The organism is Orbaceae bacterium lpD01 (genome assembly GCA_036251705.1).
GTDB lineage: Bacteria > Pseudomonadota > Gammaproteobacteria > Enterobacterales > Orbaceae > Utexia > Utexia brackfieldae.
In genome coordinates this window covers 1,910,536-1,933,145 of sequence record CP133959.1, presented here as the reverse complement: position 1 = coordinate 1,933,145, position 22,610 = coordinate 1,910,536, and the positions used below count along the sequence as shown (strand labels likewise).

The window sequence follows — 22,610 nt, the reverse complement described above, 5'->3', positions numbered from 1 at the left end:
CGCGATTAAAAATCCGGATCACAGCTAAAAGTCATTAACTCACCGGTGATCGGATGGGTAATGGTTAATGATTGGGCATGTAATAATAATCTGCTGGCCTTGGCTTTAGCCTCCGGTGTGGCATAAAATTTATCCCCTAAAATAGGATGGCCTAATGCTTGCATGTGAACACGTAACTGATGTGAACGACCGGTAAAAGGGAGCAGCTTAATTCTCGATGTATTATCATCAGCTCTTTCAAGGATTTCATACTCAGTTAGGGCTGACTTACCCGTTTCAAAGCACACTTTTTGTTTGGGCCGATTTGGCCAGTCACAAATCAACGGGAGTTCAATCGATCCCTTATCCTGTGCGGGATGACCAAAGATACGGGCGATATAGTATTTTTTGGTTTCTCGCTCTCTAAACTGCCTTTTAAGTTCTCTTTCAGCTTGCTTACTTAAGGCAACAACCATAATGCCACTGGTGGCCATATCTAAACGATGCACTGATTCTACGAAACTAAAATCGCGTTCAAGACGACTAATAATACTATCTTTATGCTCAGGCGCTTTTCCGGGTACGGAGAGCAAGCCACTTTGTTTATTCACAACCACAATATCATTGTCCTGATAAAGCGTGATTAACCAAGGTGATTGTGAGGGATGATATTCAAGTAACATAATATCGGTTTAATTCTACCTGCCGAGTTAAAATTGTGGCTATTTTAGCAGAAATTTCCCTAAGATAATGTGATTTTATCTAAACTGGCGCATTTTATGATATCGAAATAAAACGAAAGATGCGGATGAGCGCGGTATGTGAGTCAACAGATATAAAAAACGCGCCAACTCAGGCACGCTTTTTAGGCTTAGAGACTTAGACTAATTTTTCCACGCTGACTGAACTGGTCTGACGAATTGGGCAACCAATACCAATAAAGCGACAATCAAGTAGCAAATAAAAATAATCATTGTCCATTGTGACATTTCAAGTGTTAAGAATTGCCAAATACGATCAGAACAGATACCGGTACTTTCAAACATCCCCGGAATCCAGGTATTAAGTGGTAACCATGCAGGAAAACTGACATTTAATGGGCAGCTATGAAACATGGAGGGTTCAAACTGTAATGTTGCTTGTTCATATGCAAATAAAAACCCTTTAATTGCACAGTAGATCCATAATGCTAATCCGACTAATCGAAAAAGTAAATTTTGGGGATTAATGAGCGCAATCAGGGCAGCAATAAAGATACCGGCAAATACACAACGTTGATAAATACATAAAACGCAGGGATTAAGATTTAATACATGTTGAAAAAAAAGGGCAACTAACTCAAAACATAATGCAGAAAGCAGTAATAAAAACCAAGCTGTTCGATTTCTAGCGTATTGACTTAATAATTGCAGCATATACGTGTTCTCTTAATAAATAATAGTATTTTCTGGCGGGTAATAGTGTAAGTTATTTTCGAATAATGTAAACTAGTATTATTTTAGAGATTAATAATTATTCATGAAACCAACATCACCACAGGTCATTTTTGTGACTATTACTGCTGAAAATGAGCAGCAGCGTATTGATAATTTTTTACGTACTCAGCTTAAAGGTGTCCCGAAAAGTATGATCTACCGCATCTTACGAAAAGGTGAGGTGAGGGTAAATAAAAAACGGGTCAAACCTGAATATAAACTAGTTTGTGGCGATCAAATTAGAATTCCACCGGTAAGAGTGGCTGAAACCACCGAACCGGCAGTGTCAGCAAAACTGAATAAAGTTGCGAATTTAGAGCACGCGATTTTATTTGAGGATGACTATATTCTGGTCTTAAATAAACCGTCAGGTATCGCTGTTCATGGTGGCAGTGGACTCAGTTTTGGCGTGATCGAAGGCTTAAGAGCCTTAAGACCCGATGCGCGATTTTTAGAGTTAGTCCATCGTATTGACAGAGAGACCTCTGGTGTATTATTGATTGCCAAAAAACGTTCAGCATTACGATCGTTACATGAGCAGTTAAGACTAAAACAGATGCAGAAAGATTATCTGGCTTTAGTTCAAGGTAACTGGCCTTCGGCGTGTAAAGTGGTTGAAGCGCCTTTATTCAAAAATATGCTCCAAAGTGGCGAACGGATTGTACGAGTTAATCAAGATGGCAAGCCGGCAGAAACCCGGTTCAAAGTCGAAGAGCGTTTTGATTTTGCCACATTAGTTAAAGCCAGTCCGGTGACTGGGCGAACCCATCAAATTCGTGTCCATACCCAATACACAGGACACCCGATTGCGTTTGATGATCGCTACGGTGAAAAAGAGTTTGATCAAAAATTGATCTCAACTGGATTAAATCGTCTGTTTTTACACGCTGCTCAAGTCCAATTCACCCATCCTAAAACACAAGAAAAGATGACGGTTGCCGCGCCGTTAGACAAGACGTTACAGCAGTGCTTAAATCAATTAAGATTACAGAAACAACAGGAATAACCCAGCCGCTATCATCATCATGATTAAAGCAAACTAGCGCTGTGAATATTCAGGAGAAGTTTATATGAAAGAGATTAATTTTTATCTTATTCGTCACGGGCAAACCGAGTGGAATGTACTTGAACGCATGCAAGGTTCTCAAAATTCACCTTTGACTGAAAAGGGGATTGAGGGCGCCAAAATAACCGGTCAGTATCTAGCTTCTATGCCTTTTATCTGTGCTTATTCCAGTACCCAGCAGCGCGCAATTGATACGCGAGACTATATTTTAGCTGAGCATAATCCGTCAGTACCGGCTATTCCTCGTTTTGAAGATGCCGACTTTTGCGAAATGGATTTTGGTCTATGGGAAGGCCAGCCGATTGCCGAGCTAAATTTGCAAGATGACTTTCAATTATATTTAAATTCACCGCGAGTTTTCACCGCAGAATCAAACCAAGGTGAACACACTTTAGCTGTTTTAGCGCGTATGCAGCAAGGGCTGGAAAAGATTATTGCGCAATATGATACCGGCAATGTACTGATTGTTTCGCATGGCACAGCATTGCGAATTTTACTCAATGCGATACGCGGCTGCGAATGGTACGCGTATCGTGATGAGACCCACTCACCAAGGATTGCCAATACTAGTGTGAGTATTGTTAATTTTAAACAAGCTGATCATCAATCAGTCGGGCAGTTTAGTCTACAGCAATATAACGATGTGAATCATTTAGGCTAATTAGCTTATCGGTTATGCACCATCAAAGCAGTGGTAACACTCTCGGGTTTTATCAATCTGTCCCGCTTTGGGCATATTGTCTCTCTGGCAAAAAACCTAGATAAAGATAAGTTATCTAGGTTGATAAGTCGCTGCGACAAGATTGTTTAGCGCTGATAATGCGCATAGCGTTTTTGTAAATCTTCCAGCTGTTTTGCGCGTGCCTGAAAACGCGCCACTTGATTTGCGTTATCTTTCACATAACTTTGTGCATTGGTTAACAAGGTGATAGCCTGACGGTAATCACCTTGTAATGCACTGACCTCTGCGCGCGCAGACATCTCTTCACCACGAAGATGCTGTTTGGTATAGGTCTGTGCTAATAGATCCCAGCCATTAATATCATTAGGTGAACTGAAGGTATAGCGGTGCAGTAAACTCGCTGCCTTTTGCAAGTCATTATTATTCAGATAAGCATTCGCTAAATTAATCTGCAGCACATGGCTGTTAGGATGGGCTTTTAATGCCGAGAGTAACCGGTTTATTGCAGCAGACGGATCTTTAAGCTCTAAATCGATATCAGTCATTAAATCAACAAACCAGACATTATTCGGATCTTCGTTTAACAGGGTTTGTAGTGTTTTCTGCGCTTGACTATAGTTTTTACTCACATATTGTGACAGTGCTTGACCATAGAGCAACGCAATATTAGTCTGTTTGTTATTGATTTTTTTGTATTCGTCCAGAATTAAGGTTGTCGCATTTTTATTACGGCCTAACGCGGCTAAACGAATTTTAGCTAAATAGTAATCGAGTGATGAAGCGACGTTTTTGTGTGGTAGCTGATTTGAACGATTGCGTACATCAGATAAGCGACTATCAGGTAAGGGATGCGTCAGTAGCATTTCCGGTGGTTTTGAGCTAAATCGCGACTGGTCCGCTAATTTTTGCAGAAAATCGGCCATGGCATAGGGATCAAATCCGGCTTTAGTGAGCGTTCTGATGCCGACGCGATCGGCTTCTTGCTCGTTACTTTGAGTAAAACTGATCGAGCTTTGCTGTGAACCGGCCAAGGTACTAATCAGTCCTGACATGCCTAATTCTGGATTAGCCAGACCTAATAAAATAGAACCCAGCGCCGCACCCACCACATAAGGGGTATTTTGTTTTTGGGCTTCCATTGAACGGGCTAAATGACGCTGAGTGACATGCGCAATCTCATGTGACATGACCGAAGCTAATTGGCTTTCGTTATCGGTATCGAGAATTAGCCTTGAATGAATAACCACATTGCCGCCAAAAAAAGCAAACGCATTTAACACGTTACTATTCATCACGAAAAAGTTGAAGGGGGTTTGTACTGAATCTGCATTGGCCACTAGTTTATGACCCAGCTCGTTAATATAATCAGTGATTAAGAGATCACTATTTATCGGCGCCGAACCACGTAAGATACGCACATAATAATCACCCATCTCGATCTCTTGGCCAATACTGAGTGTTGCCGCCGCGGCAGTGCCAATATCCGGCAGCAGAATATTATTTGCCATTGTAACTGGTTGCATGAGCATTGAGGCTAAGACGACAGCAATGAGTGATCGCTTTTTCAACATGATAATTCCTGCAAAATTCAATCTATTAGATTGATATAGGGCCCTATATCGCGTAATTCAACTCGGTTTGCTCAATCATATCATGATTTACTTTAATTGAGTGTGGCTGAGATGTAAATGAGTTATCAATTAAAGGACGCGACGATCCCTCGATTTATTTATCGCTAAGATCGCTTTGTTTATTTTAGCGGTTTATTTTAACTATTTATTTTAGCTATTTATTTTAAAAACAGACATTATCAGGTGGTTAATTAATGTCGTTTACAGCTTAGTGGTATATAATAGCCGACAATTTTTATTGCGACAGATTGAATTTAAATGAAAACATTATTTGCCACAACGTCCGGTGGACTGGAAGAGTTATTAAAAGCAGAGTTACAAAAACTAGGTGCCGCTGATTGCCGCATTACGGCGGGCGGTATCTATTTTTCCGCTGATGATAAGATGATGTACCGCTCACTATTATGGAGTCGTCTGGCTTCACGTATTTTGCTGCCATTAAGTGAATTCGATATATATAGTGACCTCGATCTTTATGGATGTGCCTTGAATATTGATTGGGGCTCAATTTTTGATGTCGATTCAACCTTTGTGATCAATTTCCGGGGTACCAATGACTTTATTCGTAACACTCAGTATGGCGCGCTAAAAATTAAGGATGCGATTGTTGATAGCTTTATGCGAAATCAGCAACAACGCCCTAATATTGCCAAAAGCCAAGCGGATATTCGTATTGTTGCTCATTTATATAAAAATCGTGTATCGCTTAGTTTAGATTTAAGTGGTGAGAGTCTGCATCAACGCGGTTATCGTTTAGCGGCCGGTCAGGCACCATTAAAAGAAAATTTAGCCGCAGCCGTCGTTCATCGTTCGGGCTGGCAGCCAGATCAAGTCTTGATCGATCCTATGTGCGGTTCTGGCACATTACTGATTGAAGCCGCTATGCAAGCAGCAGAGATTGCGCCAGGACTTAATCGTTTATCCTGGGGCTTTAAAGCCTGGAAACAGCATAACTCGGTATTATGGAATGAGGTGTTGTTTGAAGCTCGCGAGCAAGCTAAGCAGGGGATAAAACGGGTTAGCGCCAAATTTTTTGGTTATGATAATGATGCGCATGTACTCAGTATTGCCACAGAAAATGCCCATCGGGCTGGTGTTGCTGAATTAATTGATTTTAAGCGACAAGATATTATAGAGTTAACCAATCCTTGCCCAGATAGAATGGGCACAATTATCAGTAACCCGCCGTATGGTGAGCGTCTGGAGAGTGAGCCGGCGTTAATTGCGCTGCACTCAGCGCTTGGCACGCTAGTTAAGCAGCAGTTTGGTGGCTGGCACTTATCGTTATTTAGTGGTGCGCCTCAACTGCTTGATTGTTTACAGCTGCGTGCTGACAAACAGTATAAAGCCAAAAATGGGCCTTTAGACTGTGTACAAAAAAATTATGTTATCGCCAAACGAGAATTAGCCGCGGACCAACAACAATCCATTCAATCATCAGGACCGATGATCGCGCAAGATTTTGTGAATCGTTTACGAAAGAATGAGCAGAAACTCAAAAAATGGGCGATAAGTGAAGGGATTGAGTGTTATCGTTTATACGATGCTGATTTACCTGAATATAATGTGGCGATTGATCGTTATAAAGACAAGGTTATTATCCAAGAGTATGCACCACCTAAAAGCATTGATGAACAGAAAGCGCGTAAACGTCTGTTTGATGTGATTAATGCAACCATTATGGTATTAGGACTATCCGTCGACCAAGTGGTGCTAAAAACCCGTGAAAAGCAGAAAGGTAAACAGCAATATCAGAAGCTTGCCCATAAACAAGATTTCTTTTTAGTCAAAGAGTATCAAGCCCAATTCTGGGTCAACTTAGTGGATTATCTGGATACCGGACTGTTCTTAGATCACCGTTTAGCGCGAAAAATGATCGGGCAGATGGCGAAGGGAAAATCATTTTTAAATCTATTTTCCTATACCGGATCGGCGACCGTTTATGCCGGGCTTGGTGGCGCTAAAAGTACCACGACAGTTGATATGTCGAGAACGTATTTAGAATGGGCAGAACGTAATTTACAGCAAAATGGCTTGACGAGTCGCCAACATCGTTTAATTCAAGCGGACTGTTTGGTCTTTTTGCAAGCATGTGATCAGCAGTTTGATCTTATTTTTATTGATCCCCCGACGTTTTCTAACTCTAAACGCATGAGTGATACATTAGATATTCAACGCGATCATCTCATGTTAATGGAAAATTTAAAACGGATGTTAACACCTAATGGCAAGATCATTTTCTCGAATAATAAACGCGGTTTTAAGATCGATGCTGAAGGTTTAGCGCATTTGGGGCTCAAATATCAGGATATTACCGCACGGACTATCTCTCCTGATTTTGAACGAAACAAACAGATTCATTACTGTTTTTTACTGCAACATAAACAGTAATATTTAGCTTATTTGAAAAAGGTTTTTCATGGCACTGATACATTTAACCGATGCCTATTTGGCATTTAGTGATTCACCCCTTTTAGATCATATGAATCTTTATATTGAACCCAATGAACGTGTCTGTTTAGTTGGGCGCAATGGCGCGGGTAAATCCACCTTACTGAAGGTTCTGAATAAAGAGTACCCGCTCGATGATGGTCAAATCATTTATGAAAAAGATTTAATCGTTTCAAGATTACAACAAGATCCGCCTAGGGATGTCAGCGGTAGTGTATTTGATTTTGTGGCGGAAGGTGTTGCGCAGCAGGCTGAGCTACTTAAACAGTATCACGTGATGCTGAAAAAAACCGCTGAAGATCCGAGTGAAAAACATCTCGATCAACTAGCGGTAATACAGGAGCAGTTAGATCATCAAAATATTTGGCACATTGAAAGCCGAATCAATAATGTGTTAATGCAGTTAGGATTAAATGCGGATGCTGATCTCTCCTCACTTTCTGGTGGTTGGCTGCGTAAAGCGGCACTCGCCAAAGCGCTGGTTTGCAATCCTGATGTACTGTTACTCGATGAACCGACCAACCATTTAGATATTGGCACGATCGAATGGCTGGAAACGTTCTTAAAAGGTTTTACTGGTAGTATTGTGTTTATCTCACATGATCGCTCGTTTATTCGTAGTATGGCGACTCGCATTATTGACCTTGATCGCGGCTTAGCCAGTTCTTGGCCGGGAGACTATGATAATTATCTGCTGGGTAAAGAAGAGGCGCTGCGGGTTGAAGAGTTACAAAATGCGCATTTTGATAAGAAGCTTGCGCAAGAAGAAGCTTGGATTCGCCAGGGAATCAAAGCGAGACGTACTCGTAACGAAGGCCGCGTACGCGCTTTAAAAGCAATGAGACGTGAATATGCTGATCGTCGCCAGGTGATGGGGAGTGCGAATATGCAGGTGGAAGAAGCGATTCGATCCGGCAAGATTGTCTTTGATATTGAAGATGTCAGTTATTCATTAGGTGACAAAACATTGGTCAGTCATTTTTCAGCGCAAGTATTAAGAGGCGATAAAATAGCGCTGATTGGTTCAAATGGATGTGGTAAGACGACGTTATTAAAATTAATGCTAGAACAGATAAAACCAGATAGTGGCTCGATCCACTGCGGCACTAAACTTGAAGTAGCCTATTTTGATCAATACCGTGCTGAACTTGATCCAGATAGAACTGTGATGGATAATCTAGCCGAAGGTAAACAAGAGGTGATGATCAACGGGCGACCACGTCATGTACTTGGATATTTGCAGGATTTTCTATTCCATCCTAAACGTGCGATGACACCGGTAAAAGCGTTATCTGGTGGGGAACGCAATCGTTTATTATTGGCTAAATTATTTTTAAAACCGAGTAATTTGTTAATTCTGGATGAACCGACCAATGATTTGGATATTGAAACACTTGAATTATTAGAAGAGTTAGTCAGTGAGTATAAAGGGACAATCCTGCTGGTCAGTCATGACCGACAATTCGTTGATAATGCAGTGACGCAATGTTGGATCTTCGAAGGAAACGGCATTATTCAAAATTATACCGGGGGATATTTTGATGCACATCAGCAACAATCTCAATCGAAAGCCGTCATCGACAGCCGAGATAAAAAAGAGATTAAGCCGGTAGAGAATAGTATCAAAAAGAGTCCTGTCGCGAATAAACCCAAAAATAGTATAAAACTTAATTATCAGCAAACCAAAGAGCTTGAACAACTACCCGGCTTAATTGAACAATTAGAAAATCAAATTGCCACGTTGCAAGCACAAGTGAGTGATAATGCTTTTTTCAATCAGCCTCATGAGATCACGCAACCGATGTTATTACAATTAGCTGATAGTGAGTCAAAACTTGAGCAAGCTTTTTCCCGTTGGGAATCTCTGGAAGCGATTAAAAATGGTGTCGATAATTAATCGCTTAAGGGTGATGATAAATAGCAAACTTTTAGCATCACCCTGATGGGATTATTGGTCTGTTTGATTGATCATATCGAGCTATTGTGCAGAGAAGTTGCTTTTGAACAAGGTGCTATTTTTTAAGCAGCATGATAGACTCGTTTGAACGAAAGTATCATCACTATTGCTGAAAACCGTTAATGTTGGCTGTAAAACGGGGCCTATGATGAATTAAATCGAAGCAAACAGAGTGATGTCTCTATTTTTATCAGAAATTTGCAGGCAAATGAACGAGAGCGTATTAGAAAAAAATCAGTATGACGGACAGTTTATTATTTGTGATCATTGTGATTTAGTGGTTGAAGTTCCTCGCATTACCAATCAATATAAAGCGAGCTGTCCACGGTGCAATTCACGACTGGTTCGTTATCGGAAAAAAACCAATAAACAAGCACTTGTTTTTGCGATATGTGCACTGTTTATGTTTATATTCTCTTGCTTGTTTTATTTTATTGATATTCGCATTTTGGGTAATGTAACGAGTATTGATATTTTCATGATTCCCGATACCTTATTATTGGATAATTATAGCTCCTTATCGTTAGTCTTTATTAGTTTTGTGATCTTTTTCCCCATCCTCTGTTTACTCATTTTAATTATTTTATGTAGTGGCATTTCACTTCCTAAACGGATCACTATCTTGTTATTAGTGAGTCTGACTCGATTGCAAAATTGGTGTATGGCGGAGATCTTTTTAGCGGGTACGTTGGTCAGTTTTGTTAAGTTGGCTAGTTATGGCGATATAGGCCTACAACATAGTTTTATTCCCTACTGTCTGTTTATTATCATGCAAACGCAGGCACTTTCTCTATTTAGTCCCCGGCAGATATGGCAAACTGTGGCACCGACTATTCAGGCTGAGACACCATTTTCATCAGGTAAAACAGGACTAAGTCAAAATCTCCGCTTATGTAAATGTTGTCATGCTATTTTACCGATGAATAAGCAGATTTGTACCCGATGTTATACCAAAGGTTATGTGCGAGAGCAACAGAGTTTACAATGGACAATGGCATTGGTATTAACTTCACTGATACTATATCTGCCGGCGAATGGTTATCCGATTATGACGACCATCTTTATGGGGGATATCTCCAATTCAACCATTATTGATGGCGTGCTATATATGTGGCAAGATCAGGATTATCCTGTGGCATTAGTCATCTTTTTCGCCAGTGTGGTCATTCCGATTTCAAAGATTATTGCACTATGTTGGCTAGGCTATTTTGCAAAATACGCGAAACAGCAAGATATAAAAAGTTGTTTAAAAATGAATCGGTTGTATAAAATAGTTGAATTTATTGGGCGCTGGTCGATGATTGATATTTTTGTGGTCTCAATCATATCAACCTTGGTGCGTAATGGTGAACTGATTTCGGTTTATCCTGATATTGGGGCGATATTTTTTGCGACAGTTGTCGTCATGACGATGTATGCATCGCATAAATATGATCCTCGTCTGATTTGGGATAGATTAACGCATGAAGAAAAAGGGAAGGGTGTTTGATGCCAAATAAAACTGCAAATGTGGCTAAAATCAAATTTTGGTCGCCGGTTTGGATAGTGCCGATAATTACGGCCATCATTGGCTTATGGGTACTATATGTTCATTTTTCAGATCAGGGAAAATCGTTTACGTTGGTGACGTCTGATGCCAGTAGCATTGTGGCGGGTAAAACGATGATCAAAAGTCGTAATGTGAATGTTGGCTTGGTTGAACAAGTGACATTGAGCGACGACTTTAAGGAGGTCCTGATCAAAGGACGAATGAGCCGGGATATGGATGATTTATTAATGTCAGACTCCATTTTCTGGATTGTGAAACCGCAAATAGATCGCGATGGTGTTTCTGGACTAAGCACATTATTTTCCGGGGTTTACATTGAAGTGATCCCGGGTACTAAAAAATTAACCGAAGATCATAAAACTTATCAATTACTCGATTCACCGCCAATGGTCTCTCTGAATAAAGAAGGGGTCCGCCTTCATTTGATAGGTGAACAGACCTCGGTCATCTCCCAAGGTGCACCCGTACTATTTCGTGGTTTTAAAGTGGGTAATGTTGAACAAGCCGAATTTGATGTAAAAGATAAGTATATGAAGTACCAAGTTTTCATTGCTAAACCCTACGACTCGTTAATCACCAAAAATATTCGTTTTTGGCGTGAAGGTGGCATTAGTTTTGATTTATCAACACATGGTGCAAGCCTGGATATTCCTTCTCTTGATGTATTACTGGCCGGTGGAATTAGTTTCGATGTGCCAGATGGTTCCACCTTTGGTGAGACACAAGATCAGCAACAACTGGCGCAAATCACTTATCAGCTATATGAAGATAAAGAGCTGATTCAGGAGTCGCAATATACTGAATATCAACCTTTTTTACTGCTATTCTCTGATTCAATTGCCGGTTTATCGGCCGGAGCACCGGTTGAATATCGGGGTATTCGTATTGGTACAGTCGAGAAGGTACCTTATTTCTTGTCTAATATGAAGCTGATTTCAGCAGAGCAATATAATATTCCGGTACTGATTCATATCGAGCCTCAACGTTTAGCTGCTTTAGGGCATAGTGCCGATGAGCTCAGTCAAATGATCATGGAGGAACAAAAACATGGCCTGCGAGCCGCAATCAAGTCAGCTAACTTATTTACCGGTGCAACGTATGTCGATTTAGATTTTTATCCTGAATCTATCACCGCCAATAAGAATTTACCGCAGAAAGTGTTTGGTTTTAATACCATAGTCACGGTGTCATCTGGCTTCTCACAACTGCAAGCGAAGTTAAATCAACTATTGGATAATCTTAATCAGTTACCGCTGGATAAAACAATTAATGAACTAAACAAAACGGTTGCTTCATTAAATAGCGTGATTAATAGTAAAGAGATGAAGATTTTACCGAAAACGTTACAAGAGTCGTTAAATGGTTTAAATCAAACCTTGAAAGGTATTCAGCCAGGATCAGACTTAAATCAAGCCTTGCAGGCAGATTTACAAAAATTTGATCAAGTACTGAATGAATTAACGCCTTTACTTAGAACCTTAAATGATAAAAGTAATGCCTTAATTTTTTCGGCACCAACACAATCGGATGTGAAGCCTAAAGCGCGAGGAAATAAATAATGAAAAAGATCTGGGTACTATTATCGATGTGGCTGCTCGTGAGCTGCTCCTCAAGCCTTCCACAAAAAAACTATTATTTACTGACCCATGGTCATCAGAGTTCGGTTAAACCTGCAGCTATTGAGACCGTTAATGATTTTATTTGGATCGCACCCGTGAATATCGCTAATTTTCTCAATAAAGATGGCTTAGTTTATCAAACGGATCCCTATCAATATGTGACGGCGACCAATAATTTATGGGCCTCACCGCTAGTTGCTCAGTTACAAGAACAGGTTGTTAGTGAGCTGTCAGCACTGTTACCTCAGCGATTAGTTTCAGCCGCGCCACTAGCCACACCAACGGCCACGGTGAAACTGTTTATATCCGGTTTTCATGGTAGTTATCTGGGCGATGTGATTATTGAAGGATACTGGATTATTATGGATGATCAGGGCCGTACGCAACGCAAGAATTTTAGTTACCAATTGCCACAAACCGCAGATGGTTATGACGCCATGGTTAAGACTTTGTCGCAAGGTTGGTATAACGAGGTTCAGGATTTGGTGAATAAAGTGAAGTTGTAAACTATCGCATCTTGAGCATCTTGTTTAAATAAAGCGGGCCTTTTCGGGCCCGTTTTTATTTTGCTGATTACAGCTACTCACATGCAATGGTCACGGCAATTTTAGCTGGTTGATTGTGATGTGAAACGAGCGGTGTGGTAATACAGGCTGTCTCAACACAGACCATTCTTTTAAATCCATCATCAGCCATATCTGCCATGGCGATAGATGCGGCTTGCCATGGATTCCAGGTCACTACATCATGACTATGATGATGCGTAATTTTAATGGTTCTATCAGTGTCATGGATAAGACTGATGGGGGCTGGCACCGTATAAATACGATCAACAGCTTGATCAAAGCTAAGCTCCCCTGTTTTTTGGGGCAGATTAACGGTAGTTAATGACTCTTGATAATCGATACCGAGTCCAGTTACGGTAATTTTTTCAATATCTGTGACATCGAAATAGCTATGTAACGCACCGGTTGCGGAAAATTCGCCTTCAGTGGTTAACTCAAGATAACAAGTCTGGCCTAATTTGACTGTCACGGTTGCTTTGAATGGATGAACCCATAATTTTCGGGTCTCTGAATTGTCTTCGAGTCTTAAGGTGAGTGTCACACCTGTCTCATCTTCCTGATGCTCAACTAACTGCCAAAGTGAAGTACGGAAAAAGCCATGTGAAGGTGTGCCTAACTTGTTAAACCACGGCCAACAGAGTGGAATACCACCGCGAATGGCTTTTCCTTTCATAAATTGGGCTTTTTCACTTAACCAAATGACGGGTCTGGCTTGTTCACTTGGACGCCAGGATAATAGCTGAGCGCCTTGTAATGAAAGTATAGCTTCACATTGTCGATGTTTGATAACGAGAAGAGTTAACTCATCTTGTTGTACAGTAAATAGCGATTGTCCTAAAAGTTTTGCCTCAGGGTTGGTTAAGATTGTCGATAACATAACACGTGACTTCCTATAAATAAACTAGCGTGCTTTTCACCTTATCACTAATTTGTCACAAGAAAAAGCGTAATTGATCTCATAGAGTTTAAATGACTATCGTAAAAGGTCTGTTAGCATAAATCGAGGGTACTGGGGCGGTTTTAATGTGGTTAAGAGGTCAACTGATTGGATTTTAAGTTAACCTCCAAGATTAAACTGTACTTGACTGATAAAAAGATTCTCTATGATAGGGGAGTCGATTATACTAAGCAGCAAGATTTTAATGACATTCGATGTTTTTTTAACATCAAATAATTTGCTATTACGAGGGCTTTATGGCGTATAAATTGAATATTGACTGGCAAGATTTTATGACCAATTCTTGGCAGAAAAAACCTGTTATTTTACGTAATGCATTGGTCGATTTTATTGATCCTATCTCACCAGATGAACTGGCTGGTTTATCATTAGAAGACGAGATTGAAAGCCGCTTAGTCACCCATTTTAACCAAGAGTGGCAAGCTAAATATGGTCCATTTAAAGAAACCGATTTTGCTGATTTAGGTGAGACGCACTGGAGTGTACTGGTTCAGGCTGTTGATCATTGGCATGATAATGCCGCGACGCTGGTTGAGCCTTTTAGGTGTTTTCCACAGTGGTTATTTGATGATCTGATGATCTCCTATTCTGTACCTGGCGGTGGCGTTGGTCCGCATATTGATCAGTATGATGTGTTTATTATTCAAGGTATGGGGCGACGTCGTTGGCGGGTTGGGGATATTAATCCTGATTACAAACAATTTTGTGCCCATCCAGCTTTATTGCATGTTGAGCATTTTACGCCGATAATTGACGAAGAGATTACCGCCGGTGATATTCTTTATATTCCACCAGGATTCCCACACGATGGCGTGTGTCTTGAAGAAGCCTTAAGTTATTCAGTTGGTTTCCGCTCACCTACCTCACAAGAGCTATTAAGTAGCTTTGCGGATTACACGTTAGAGCATGATTTAGGTAAGATGCACTATCTCGATCCCGATCTCTCTTTGGATAGAAATCCACTGGCGATCCAGCCACAAGAGATCGCAAAGCTCAAAGCGATGATGTGTGAACTGATTAATCAGCCTGACTATTTTAACCAATGGTTTGGTCGTCATATCACGCATTCAATGCATAGCTTGAATATTGAACCGGTCGAGCCCGCTTATTCGGTTGACGAAGTGGTCGCCTTATTCAAGGACAATGCGCTTTGCCAACGTGTGAATAGTATTCGTCTCTTGAAAGTTGGCGACGCTTATTTCATTAATGGCCGACAGTTAGATCTACCGAAGAGATTGAATGAAGTATTGAGTCAACACTCGAGTTTTGATCAGCATACACTGAGTGATTTTCTGGCTGATGCTGAAGTTATGGAAAAGCTCACCACCTAGATTAATCGCGGTTTTTGGTATTTTGCCGAGTAGTCAAAAGACGACCCGTATAAGCGGGTCGTTCAGTGTGATTATAAACGCGAGATTATCTGACTATCGAGGGTTCTATTTTCGGCAATGAAGGACTGTAAATAATCATTGTCCGGAAATGCGGTGAGTGCGCCTTTCTGCGTCGTCGCCAGCGCCCCACAAGCACTGGCAACGGAAATCATCGTATCAACGGCAATGAGCTCATCAGGCAACCCATTAATGCCAATCGTGCATAACAGCCCTGCGACAAACGCATCGCCAGCCCCTGTCGTATCAATACTTTGTACTTTATAAGCGGGATACTGATACTGTTTATTACGCCATAATACAGTGCTTCCTTCACTGCCTTTGGTAATGATTTTGAGTTGCGCTGCATATTGTTCATCAAGTTTAGCCAGCGCAATTGACCAGTCCTGACTTTCGGTTAACCAAAATAGCTCTTCATCAGAAAGCTTAAGAATATCGGCATCTTTAGCAAACAGACTAATGATTTGACGCATCTCTTGCTTATCTGCCCACATCTGCTCGCGCAGATTGATATCGAAACTCACTTTGCCTTGTTGTGATTTTAATTGCTTGATGGCCTGTTTCAAGGTTGCCCGGCAGGTAGGCCCAACTAATGCGAGGGAACAAAAATGCAAAATATCTTGCTTGAATGATGGGATTGCTGACTGAGAGAGAAATTGATCGGCTGACGGTGAAACCAAGAACGTAAAACTACGTTCACCACTCTTACCGAGATCAACCACAACGGTACTGGTCTTAACTGTTGGATCAAACTCCAGACTCTGGCAATCAACCTGATAACTTTCAAAGGTCTCTTGCATAAAACGGCCAAATGGATCATCACCGACGCGACCGATAAAACCGGCATCATGGCCTAATTTTGCAATACCAATCGCCACATTAGCGGGGGCACCACCGGCACAGGCTTGATATTGCTTATTTTCCAGAGGAAGTAAATCGATTACCGCATCGCCTAAACACCAAATTTTTGTATTTTGCATATATTATCTTCTATATAGTTTACGCCGCGCCTTTATGCGCATGGCGGTATTGTATATCAAATCATACCCTGTTGATGCACTAATTTTATGTTATCCACCTGACCTTAAACAAATGTTAACGTTAACTTTCGTGATTAACATCACATTTTTAGCATGAAAAGATTTTGTTTTTTACATTTAACGTTAACAATATCGCCAAGCATTAGTTGTCTAAAGGTCATTACATAATGAAAAAATCTAGTCGAGAGTATTACTTCTTACTGAGTGGGTTGTTTTTCTTTTTCTTTTTTACTTGGTCATCCTCATTTTCTCTCATTTCAATTTGGCTTGAGCAAGCCCTAGGCCTTAAAGGTATGGATACTGGGATTATCTTCTCAGCTATCTCAATTGTGGCCTTATGTTTACAGCCGCTATATGGTTTTATTCAAGATAAATTAGGGCTAAGGAAGAATCTGTTGTGGTGTATTGGATTCTTACTGTTAATGTCGGGGCCTTTCTTTATTTTTGTTTATGCACCAGCATTAAAAATGAATATCATTTTAGGTGCCGCACTAGGCGGACTTTATATTGGTGCAACTTTTTTTTCCGGTATTGGTGCATTAGAATCTTATATTGAACGTGTTGGTCGTATCGTCGGTTTTGAATACGGACGCGCCAGAATGTGGGGTTCTTTGGGCTGGGCTACGGCAACCTTTTTTGCTGGTTTTCTGTTCAATATCAATCCCAATATCAATTTCGTATTAGCCTCGTTATCTGCACTGGTATTTTTAATCTTACTTGCCTTTATTAAAGTGGTTAAGATTGATGCGATGGGCCAACTTGAATATGGTAAAGTCAGCAAATTAAAAGTCTCTGACGCATTAGGCGTTTTAAAATTATCGGAGTTCTGGGCGCTGGTAGTTTTTGTCATGGGCGTGAGTATGTATAACGTTTATGACCAGCAGTTCTCGGTCTATTTTTCCAGACAATTTGCCACCCAAGATGCGGGCAATAGTATGTATGGATTCTTAAATTCCTTGCAGGTATTTCTTGAAGCGGGCGGGATGGCGCTGGCACCGTTCTTAGTCAATCGCATTGGCGCAAAAAATAGCTTGATTTTGAGCGGTAGTATCATGACACTGCGGATTATTGGCTCAGGTCTGGTTGTTGGGCCGGTGATGATTTCACTCATGAAATTATTGCATGCAGTTGAGCTGCCGATTCTATTAATCGCCATCTTTAAATATATCTCTACGCGCTTCGATCATCGTCTATCCTCAACGCTCTATTTAGTTGGCTTCCAGTTTGTGAGTCAGGTATGTGCCAGTTTCCTAGCGCCATTAGCTGGCTACGGCTACGATCGTATTGGTTTTGCCCATACTTACTTGATCATGGGAAGTGTGACGGGCGTATTTATGTTGATAGCCGCTTTCTTATTGAAAAGCGATAAGCGTATCAAACCTATTGTTATTACAGGAGCTGCAAATGAAAGAGTTATTAATTAAAGGTAATCAAGCTGTCGATGAATTAGCCAAGCAGGTTAAAGATCGTTATTATCCGGCTTATCACATTGCAGCCAGAGCGGGTTGGATTAATGATCCGAATGGACTCATCTATTTTAATGGTCAATATCATGCCTTTTTCCAGCATTATCCTTACAATGAAAATTGGGGACCGATGCATTGGGGACATGTAGTCAGTGATGATATGGTGCACTGGACACATTTACCGATTGCGTTAGCCCCTTCTCAAGACTATGACATCGATGGTTGTTTTTCGGGAAGCGCGGTTGATGATAATGGTGTATTAACCTTGATTTATACCGGACATGTTTGGTTAAAAGAGTTCGGCGATGACAGTGCGATTCGTGAAGTACAGTGCTTAGCCACAAGTCATGATGGTGTCAATTTTGAGAAACATGGCGTGATTTTGACGCCGCCTGAAGGTATCATGCATTTTCGTGATCCTAAAGTGTGGCAGCAAGATGGTCAGTGGTTCATGATTGTTGGCGTCAGGGATAGTCAGGATGTCGGACAAGTCTTTTTATATAGCTCTGATAATCTACGTGATTGGACATTTCAACAAGTACTGGCTAAAACCGATGATTCCGATGTTTATATGATGGAGTGTCCTGACTTCTTCCCACTGGGCGATAGTTATGTATTAATGTTCTCTCCACAAGGTATGAAGCCTAAAGGTTATCAATATCGCAACCGTTTTCAGGCCGGCTATTTAATCGGTAAGTGGAAACCCGGTTCGCCATTTGAAATTACGCAGACGTTTACTGAGTTTGATAATGGCCATGATTTTTATGCACCGCAATCTTTTGTCGCTGCAGATGGTCGGCGTATTTTAATTGCCTGGATGGATATGTGGGAATCAGCCATGCCAAGTAAAGCCGATAAATGGGCGGGAATATTGAGTTTACCACGTGAAGTTAATTTAACTTCCACAGGTAAGATTATCATGCAGCCGATTAAAGAGCTGGCCTCGTTACGTCAGGATGAGAAAACAATCTCTCATGTAACAATTGAAAGAACACAGCAAGATTGTGAACTTTCTACTGTTCAATGTGAACTGATCGTGGAAATTGACCTGACCAAGACAACGGCTGAAAGAGCGGGTTTAAAATTAGCTGCATCAAAAGATGGATTGCAGGGTGTTTGGTTATATGTAGATACCCAAGCACATCGCTTAGTTTTAGATCGCGCGATGGCCGGTGAAGGGGTAAGTGGTTATCGCAGTATCCCGTTACCTGAAGGTAATCTACTTAAATTACATATCTTTATGGACCACTCCTCAATTGAGGTTTTCATCAATGACGGTGAGTGCGCATTTAGTAGCCGAATTTATCCCGTTAACCCAGATAAAACTATGTACTTGTTTGCTGAAAATGGTATTCTGACGACGAACTATATAAAATATTGGCCTTTACATAACATGTCGGAGAAGAGTTGATGAGATATGCACGCTTAGCTGTTGGTTTATGTTGTTTATATGGAGTGCCAGCCCTGGCCTCCATCGAGTGGGAAACACCGCAAGGTAGTCTAAAATTATATGGTGACGTTGAGTTTAATATTGATGCTGCCAGTAAAAAACGTCAGTTAACCTCAATCAAAACTGAAGCCACCAAAGATTTTGATGCGAGTGACACCGAACGTTGGGATGTCAATGGTCGTATCTTAATCGGACTGGATGGTAAACGTGTTTTAGATAATCATAATTATGCTGGTTTTACCGTGCAACCATTAGCCGATCTAAGTGGTAAAATGAATCTCGATGATGCTGCTTTCTTTTTTGGTCAGGAAAATGACTGGCAATTAAAGCTGGGTCGTTTCGAAGCTTATGATATGTTCCCATTAGGACAAGATACCTTTATTGAGTACTCTGGTAATACCGCTAATGATATCTATGATGATGGTTTTGGTTATATTTATATGATGAAAGAGGCCAGAGGTAGAAGTAGCAGTGGTGGTAGTGTTCAATTAGTAAAAGAACTCGGTGATTTCAAATTCGAACTCAATACCATGATTAAAGATGGTACAACCTTATTTCAGGACAGTACTTATCATGGCTATAAATTAGAAAATGATAAAAATGTGGTTTATTTAAGACCAGTGGTCTCTTGGCGCAACGACGATTTTGCAGTGGCAGCAGCCGTAGAAAGCAATGTCGTTAAAAATGCTTATGGTTACTATAATGAGCTGGGTGAGTGGCAGGATCAATCTAAGCGTACTGGTTATGGTTTAAGCTTAAGCTGGAATAGTGCGGGTGACTGGAGCAAAGTCAATGATGCGGTATTAGTCAATTTTAGCTCGGCCTATATGGATGCTGAACAAGAAAAAGATCTGACATTAGGCACGAACATCACCTGGAAAAATATCTCTTTAGGTTACATTTTTGCGGCTAATGACATTAAACATTTTAATCCAGAATATAAAACATCAGGCTTCCTTGATACTGAAGGTAAATATAAAATTCATACCGTTAACGCCTCTTATTTAATTCCGAACGTGATGGATATGGATAATTTTAATATCTATCTGGGTGCTTATTGGTCAGTACTTGATCGTGATGAAAATCATGGTGAGAGTAATGAAGATCGTTATGGCGCAAGAATTCGTTTTAAATATTTCTTCTAAGATTAAATTTTATTGGATCTGAAGTGTTATAGGGTATTAAAAAAACCATCTCTTTTAGAGGTGGTTTTTTTATTCAGGACAAGCATAACGTTATGATGCTTGGTTATTATTATTCAAATTAAACTGATTTTCTTTCCAGCAGTGGGCAAGCAATTTTATGTTCAGTGGTATCGGAGAGGCGATTAATCAGGTGTAAGGCGGCTTGTTCACCAATTTGATAATGAGGTAACTGAACGGTGGTTAGTGGCGGATAGAATAGCTCGGCGATACCCACCATATTATCGTAACCCAGCACGGCTATTTGACTGGGGATTTGATAGCCTAAGCCCAATAATACTTGATATACCAATAGTGCGATGCGGTCATTACCACAAATCACGATATCGAATGGGGCTTGTTGATCTTTGAAGTACTGTTCAATAATGGTAATTGTTTCTAAATAGTGATCATCACCTAAATCAAGATTAAGATGGAAAGTGGTGAGTTTATTGATATCAAGATCATGATCTTGCCAGGCCTGTTCAACGGCTTGTCGTCTGATTTTTCCTGCCAAAGTCGTTTGCGATAAATAGATACATAGCGGTTTTTTATAGCCTTTTTTAATGATCATTTCTATTGCTTGATACTGCCCTTGGTAGTCGTCTGGTACATAACTGGCCACCTCAATATCACGCGTAATGCAGTTCGCTAGTACTAAGTGTTTATCATGGAGTTTGGCTGGAATACTGACTTGCCGAAATCCCATCGAGGTAAAGATTATCCCATTCGGTCGATAGGATAAAATCGTATTAATGGCCTGTTCAGCGTCTTGGGCATCAAAGAGATTAACAATCAGCGTATTACAGTGATGCAGCTGCGCTGTTTTTTCTATTGCCTGTAATAACTCTACCGAGAAAGGCGTGGTTGCCGTATCAAGTGCCAACACGCCAATCAACTGGGGGACTTTGCGATCTCCGCGTATTTTTAATGCTGAAACATCCGGTACATAATTTAATTGGTCAATCGCTTTTTTGACGCTGATATAGGTCGCTTTACTCAGCTTATCTGGTGAGTTGATCGCTCTTGATACCGTCATTAACGATACGCCAGCGAGTTTTGCCACATCTTTTAATGAAGCCATGATAATTCCTGAATAAAGGCCGAATTGTCTAAGCCTATTATTATATTTGTTGATAGCGTAGAGTCACTATATATTTTACTGAAATAACTGTTCTGGTTAGATTTAATCAATATTGGTATAAAGATATATAGCAGTAATAGGCAAGTCGTATTGAATAACCTAAGTTTTTATATCATCTTATATAACAGTATTAATAGGATTGATTAATTGATAAGAGAGGATAGGATGATTGAATTTCGTGCTAAGGAGAGTCTGGGAGCGGCTAATTACGGTTGGCTGAATACTCGATATCATTTTTCATTTTCGAGCTACTATGATCCGATGCGGGTTAATTGGGGACAACTGCGGGTTTGGAATAATGACATTATTCAACCTAAAACGGGTTTCCCAACGCATCCTCATAATAATATGGAAATTATTACTTATGTGTATGAAGGGGCTATCATCCATACCGATAGTATGGGTAATCAAGGCAGAACTGAAGCGGGTGATGTGCAGGTGATGTCGGCCGGGCGCGGGGTGACACATAGTGAATATAATCTGGAAGAGAAAGAGACCCGACTATTTCAGATCTGGATTATACCGGATAAACAGGTCGATAAACCAAGCTGGGGAACTAAACGTTTCCCGAAAGCAGAAAAAACTGGTCGTTTTTCAGTATTAGCCAGTGGTCATGCTTGTGATAAAAATGCTTTAAGTATTCAGGCTCAGGCGCGCGTGTTAGCGATGACGTTATTAGTCGGGCAAACGGTTGAATACCACTTAGCCAATAAAAAAGCGTATATTGTGGCTGCACGCGGCAAATATCAGGTTAATGGACAAGTTGCCTTTGCGGGAGATGGTTTAGCGATTGAAGATGAAGAGATGTTACATTTTTCGGCACTCGAGGCGAGTGAAATTGTGATGGTGGAACTCGGCTAGTTCAATCATTTTTTGCAGCTATCTGGTCACTTACCTGACATCGAATCAAATTAGTCGCTATTATTTTAAGTCCTCACTGCCATCAACGATAGCAATTTCAGTGTAGCGTGGATAGCAAATACGCTAAGTTACTTGATAGTGAGATAA

General features: G+C 40.6%; 18 protein-coding genes. 12 read left to right on the top strand and 6 right to left on the bottom strand.

The window, feature by feature from the left end:
* Positions 1–5 precede the first annotated feature (5 nt).
* Together rluA and dsbB are read right to left on the bottom strand one after the other, a co-directional pair.
* On the bottom strand, positions 6–665 hold the full coding sequence (gene rluA / locus RHO15_08625; protein ID WVD64992.1) for a bifunctional tRNA pseudouridine(32) synthase/23S rRNA pseudouridine(746) synthase RluA: 660 nt from the start codon (positions 663–665) through the stop codon (positions 6–8).
* Positions 666–863: 198 nt separating this feature from the next.
* The gene (gene dsbB, locus RHO15_08620) at positions 864–1,394 is read right to left on the bottom strand and encodes a disulfide bond formation protein DsbB (protein WVD63529.1); all 531 of its coding nucleotides are present in this window, start codon (positions 1,392–1,394) and stop codon (positions 864–866) included.
* A 103-nt stretch (positions 1,395–1,497) separates the two neighbouring features.
* On the opposite strand from dsbB, the gene rluC reads away from it, so the two are divergent.
* Both rluC and RHO15_08610 read left to right on the top strand, forming a co-directional pair.
* Positions 1,498–2,460: a 23S rRNA pseudouridine(955/2504/2580) synthase RluC gene (rluC, locus tag RHO15_08615; protein WVD63528.1), complete on the top strand. Its 963-nt coding sequence runs from the start codon at positions 1,498–1,500 to the stop codon at positions 2,458–2,460.
* 64 nt (positions 2,461–2,524) lie between these two features.
* The gene (locus RHO15_08610) at positions 2,525–3,181 is read left to right on the top strand and encodes a histidine phosphatase family protein (protein WVD63527.1); all 657 of its coding nucleotides are present in this window, start codon (positions 2,525–2,527) and stop codon (positions 3,179–3,181) included.
* A 146-nt stretch (positions 3,182–3,327) separates the two neighbouring features.
* Here RHO15_08610 and RHO15_08605 read toward each other — a convergent pair whose 3' ends face one another.
* Positions 3,328–4,773, bottom strand: a complete 1,446-nt coding sequence (locus RHO15_08605) for a M48 family metalloprotease (GenBank protein ID WVD63526.1) — start codon at positions 4,771–4,773, stop codon at positions 3,328–3,330.
* Between the two features lie 318 nt (positions 4,774–5,091).
* Between RHO15_08605 and rlmKL the strand changes: the two genes are divergently transcribed.
* From rlmKL to RHO15_08580, 5 genes are all read left to right on the top strand, one after another.
* Complete coding sequence (gene rlmKL / locus RHO15_08600; GenBank protein ID WVD63525.1) at positions 5,092–7,224, top strand: bifunctional 23S rRNA (guanine(2069)-N(7))-methyltransferase RlmK/23S rRNA (guanine(2445)-N(2))-methyltransferase RlmL; 2,133 nt, start codon at positions 5,092–5,094, stop codon at positions 7,222–7,224.
* 28 nt (positions 7,225–7,252) lie between these two features.
* A complete protein-coding gene (locus RHO15_08595; GenBank protein WVD63524.1) occupies positions 7,253–9,181 on the top strand; it encodes an ABC transporter ATP-binding protein in 1,929 nt (642 codons plus the stop codon).
* A 268-nt stretch (positions 9,182–9,449) separates the two neighbouring features.
* On the top strand, positions 9,450–10,730 hold the full coding sequence (locus tag RHO15_08590) for a PqiA/YebS family transporter subunit (GenBank protein ID WVD63523.1): 1,281 nt from the start codon (positions 9,450–9,452) through the stop codon (positions 10,728–10,730).
* Positions 10,730–12,349, top strand: coding sequence for an intermembrane transport protein PqiB (gene pqiB / locus RHO15_08585; GenBank protein WVD63522.1), 1,620 nt, complete (start codon positions 10,730–10,732; stop codon positions 12,347–12,349). Before RHO15_08590 ends, pqiB begins: the two co-directional genes overlap by 1 nt.
* Complete coding sequence (locus RHO15_08580; GenBank protein WVD63521.1) at positions 12,349–12,915, top strand: ABC-type transport auxiliary lipoprotein family protein; 567 nt, start codon at positions 12,349–12,351, stop codon at positions 12,913–12,915. Before pqiB ends, RHO15_08580 begins: the two co-directional genes overlap by 1 nt.
* A 73-nt stretch (positions 12,916–12,988) precedes the next feature.
* Here RHO15_08580 and RHO15_08575 read toward each other — a convergent pair whose 3' ends face one another.
* Positions 12,989–13,852: a D-hexose-6-phosphate mutarotase gene (locus tag RHO15_08575; protein ID WVD63520.1), complete on the bottom strand. Its 864-nt coding sequence runs from the start codon at positions 13,850–13,852 to the stop codon at positions 12,989–12,991.
* A gap of 317 nt (positions 13,853–14,169) precedes the next feature.
* On the opposite strand from RHO15_08575, the gene RHO15_08570 reads away from it, so the two are divergent.
* On the top strand, positions 14,170–15,264 hold the full coding sequence (locus RHO15_08570; protein WVD63519.1) for a cupin domain-containing protein: 1,095 nt from the start codon (positions 14,170–14,172) through the stop codon (positions 15,262–15,264).
* A 71-nt stretch (positions 15,265–15,335) separates the two neighbouring features.
* Here the strand turns inward: RHO15_08570 and RHO15_08565 are convergent, their stop codons facing one another.
* A complete protein-coding gene (locus tag RHO15_08565) occupies positions 15,336–16,301 on the bottom strand; it encodes an aminoimidazole riboside kinase (protein ID WVD63518.1) in 966 nt (321 codons plus the stop codon).
* Positions 16,302–16,528: 227 nt separating this feature from the next.
* On the opposite strand from RHO15_08565, the gene RHO15_08560 reads away from it, so the two are divergent.
* The 3 genes from RHO15_08560 to RHO15_08550 are packed head-to-tail and all read left to right on the top strand — an operon-like array spanning position 16,529 to position 20,422.
* The gene (locus RHO15_08560; GenBank protein ID WVD63517.1) at positions 16,529–17,785 is read left to right on the top strand and encodes an MFS transporter; all 1,257 of its coding nucleotides are present in this window, start codon (positions 16,529–16,531) and stop codon (positions 17,783–17,785) included.
* Entirely contained in the window at positions 17,766–19,238 is a 1,473-nt protein-coding gene (locus RHO15_08555) for a sucrose-6-phosphate hydrolase (GenBank protein WVD63516.1), read from the top strand. Before RHO15_08560 ends, RHO15_08555 begins: the two co-directional genes overlap by 20 nt.
* Positions 19,238–20,422, top strand: coding sequence for a carbohydrate porin (locus RHO15_08550; protein WVD63515.1), 1,185 nt, complete (start codon positions 19,238–19,240; stop codon positions 20,420–20,422). The genes RHO15_08555 and RHO15_08550 overlap by 1 nt, the downstream gene beginning before the upstream one ends.
* Before the next feature lie 118 nt (positions 20,423–20,540).
* On the opposite strand, the gene RHO15_08545 is transcribed toward RHO15_08550, so the two are convergent.
* Positions 20,541–21,542, bottom strand: coding sequence for a LacI family DNA-binding transcriptional regulator (locus RHO15_08545; protein WVD63514.1), 1,002 nt, complete (start codon positions 21,540–21,542; stop codon positions 20,541–20,543).
* Positions 21,543–21,767: 225 nt separating this feature from the next.
* Between RHO15_08545 and RHO15_08540 the strand changes: the two genes are divergently transcribed.
* Positions 21,768–22,463 (top strand): pirin family protein, encoded by a 696-nt coding sequence (locus tag RHO15_08540; GenBank protein WVD63513.1) that lies wholly within the window; start codon positions 21,768–21,770, stop codon positions 22,461–22,463.
* Positions 22,464–22,610 lie beyond the last annotated feature (147 nt).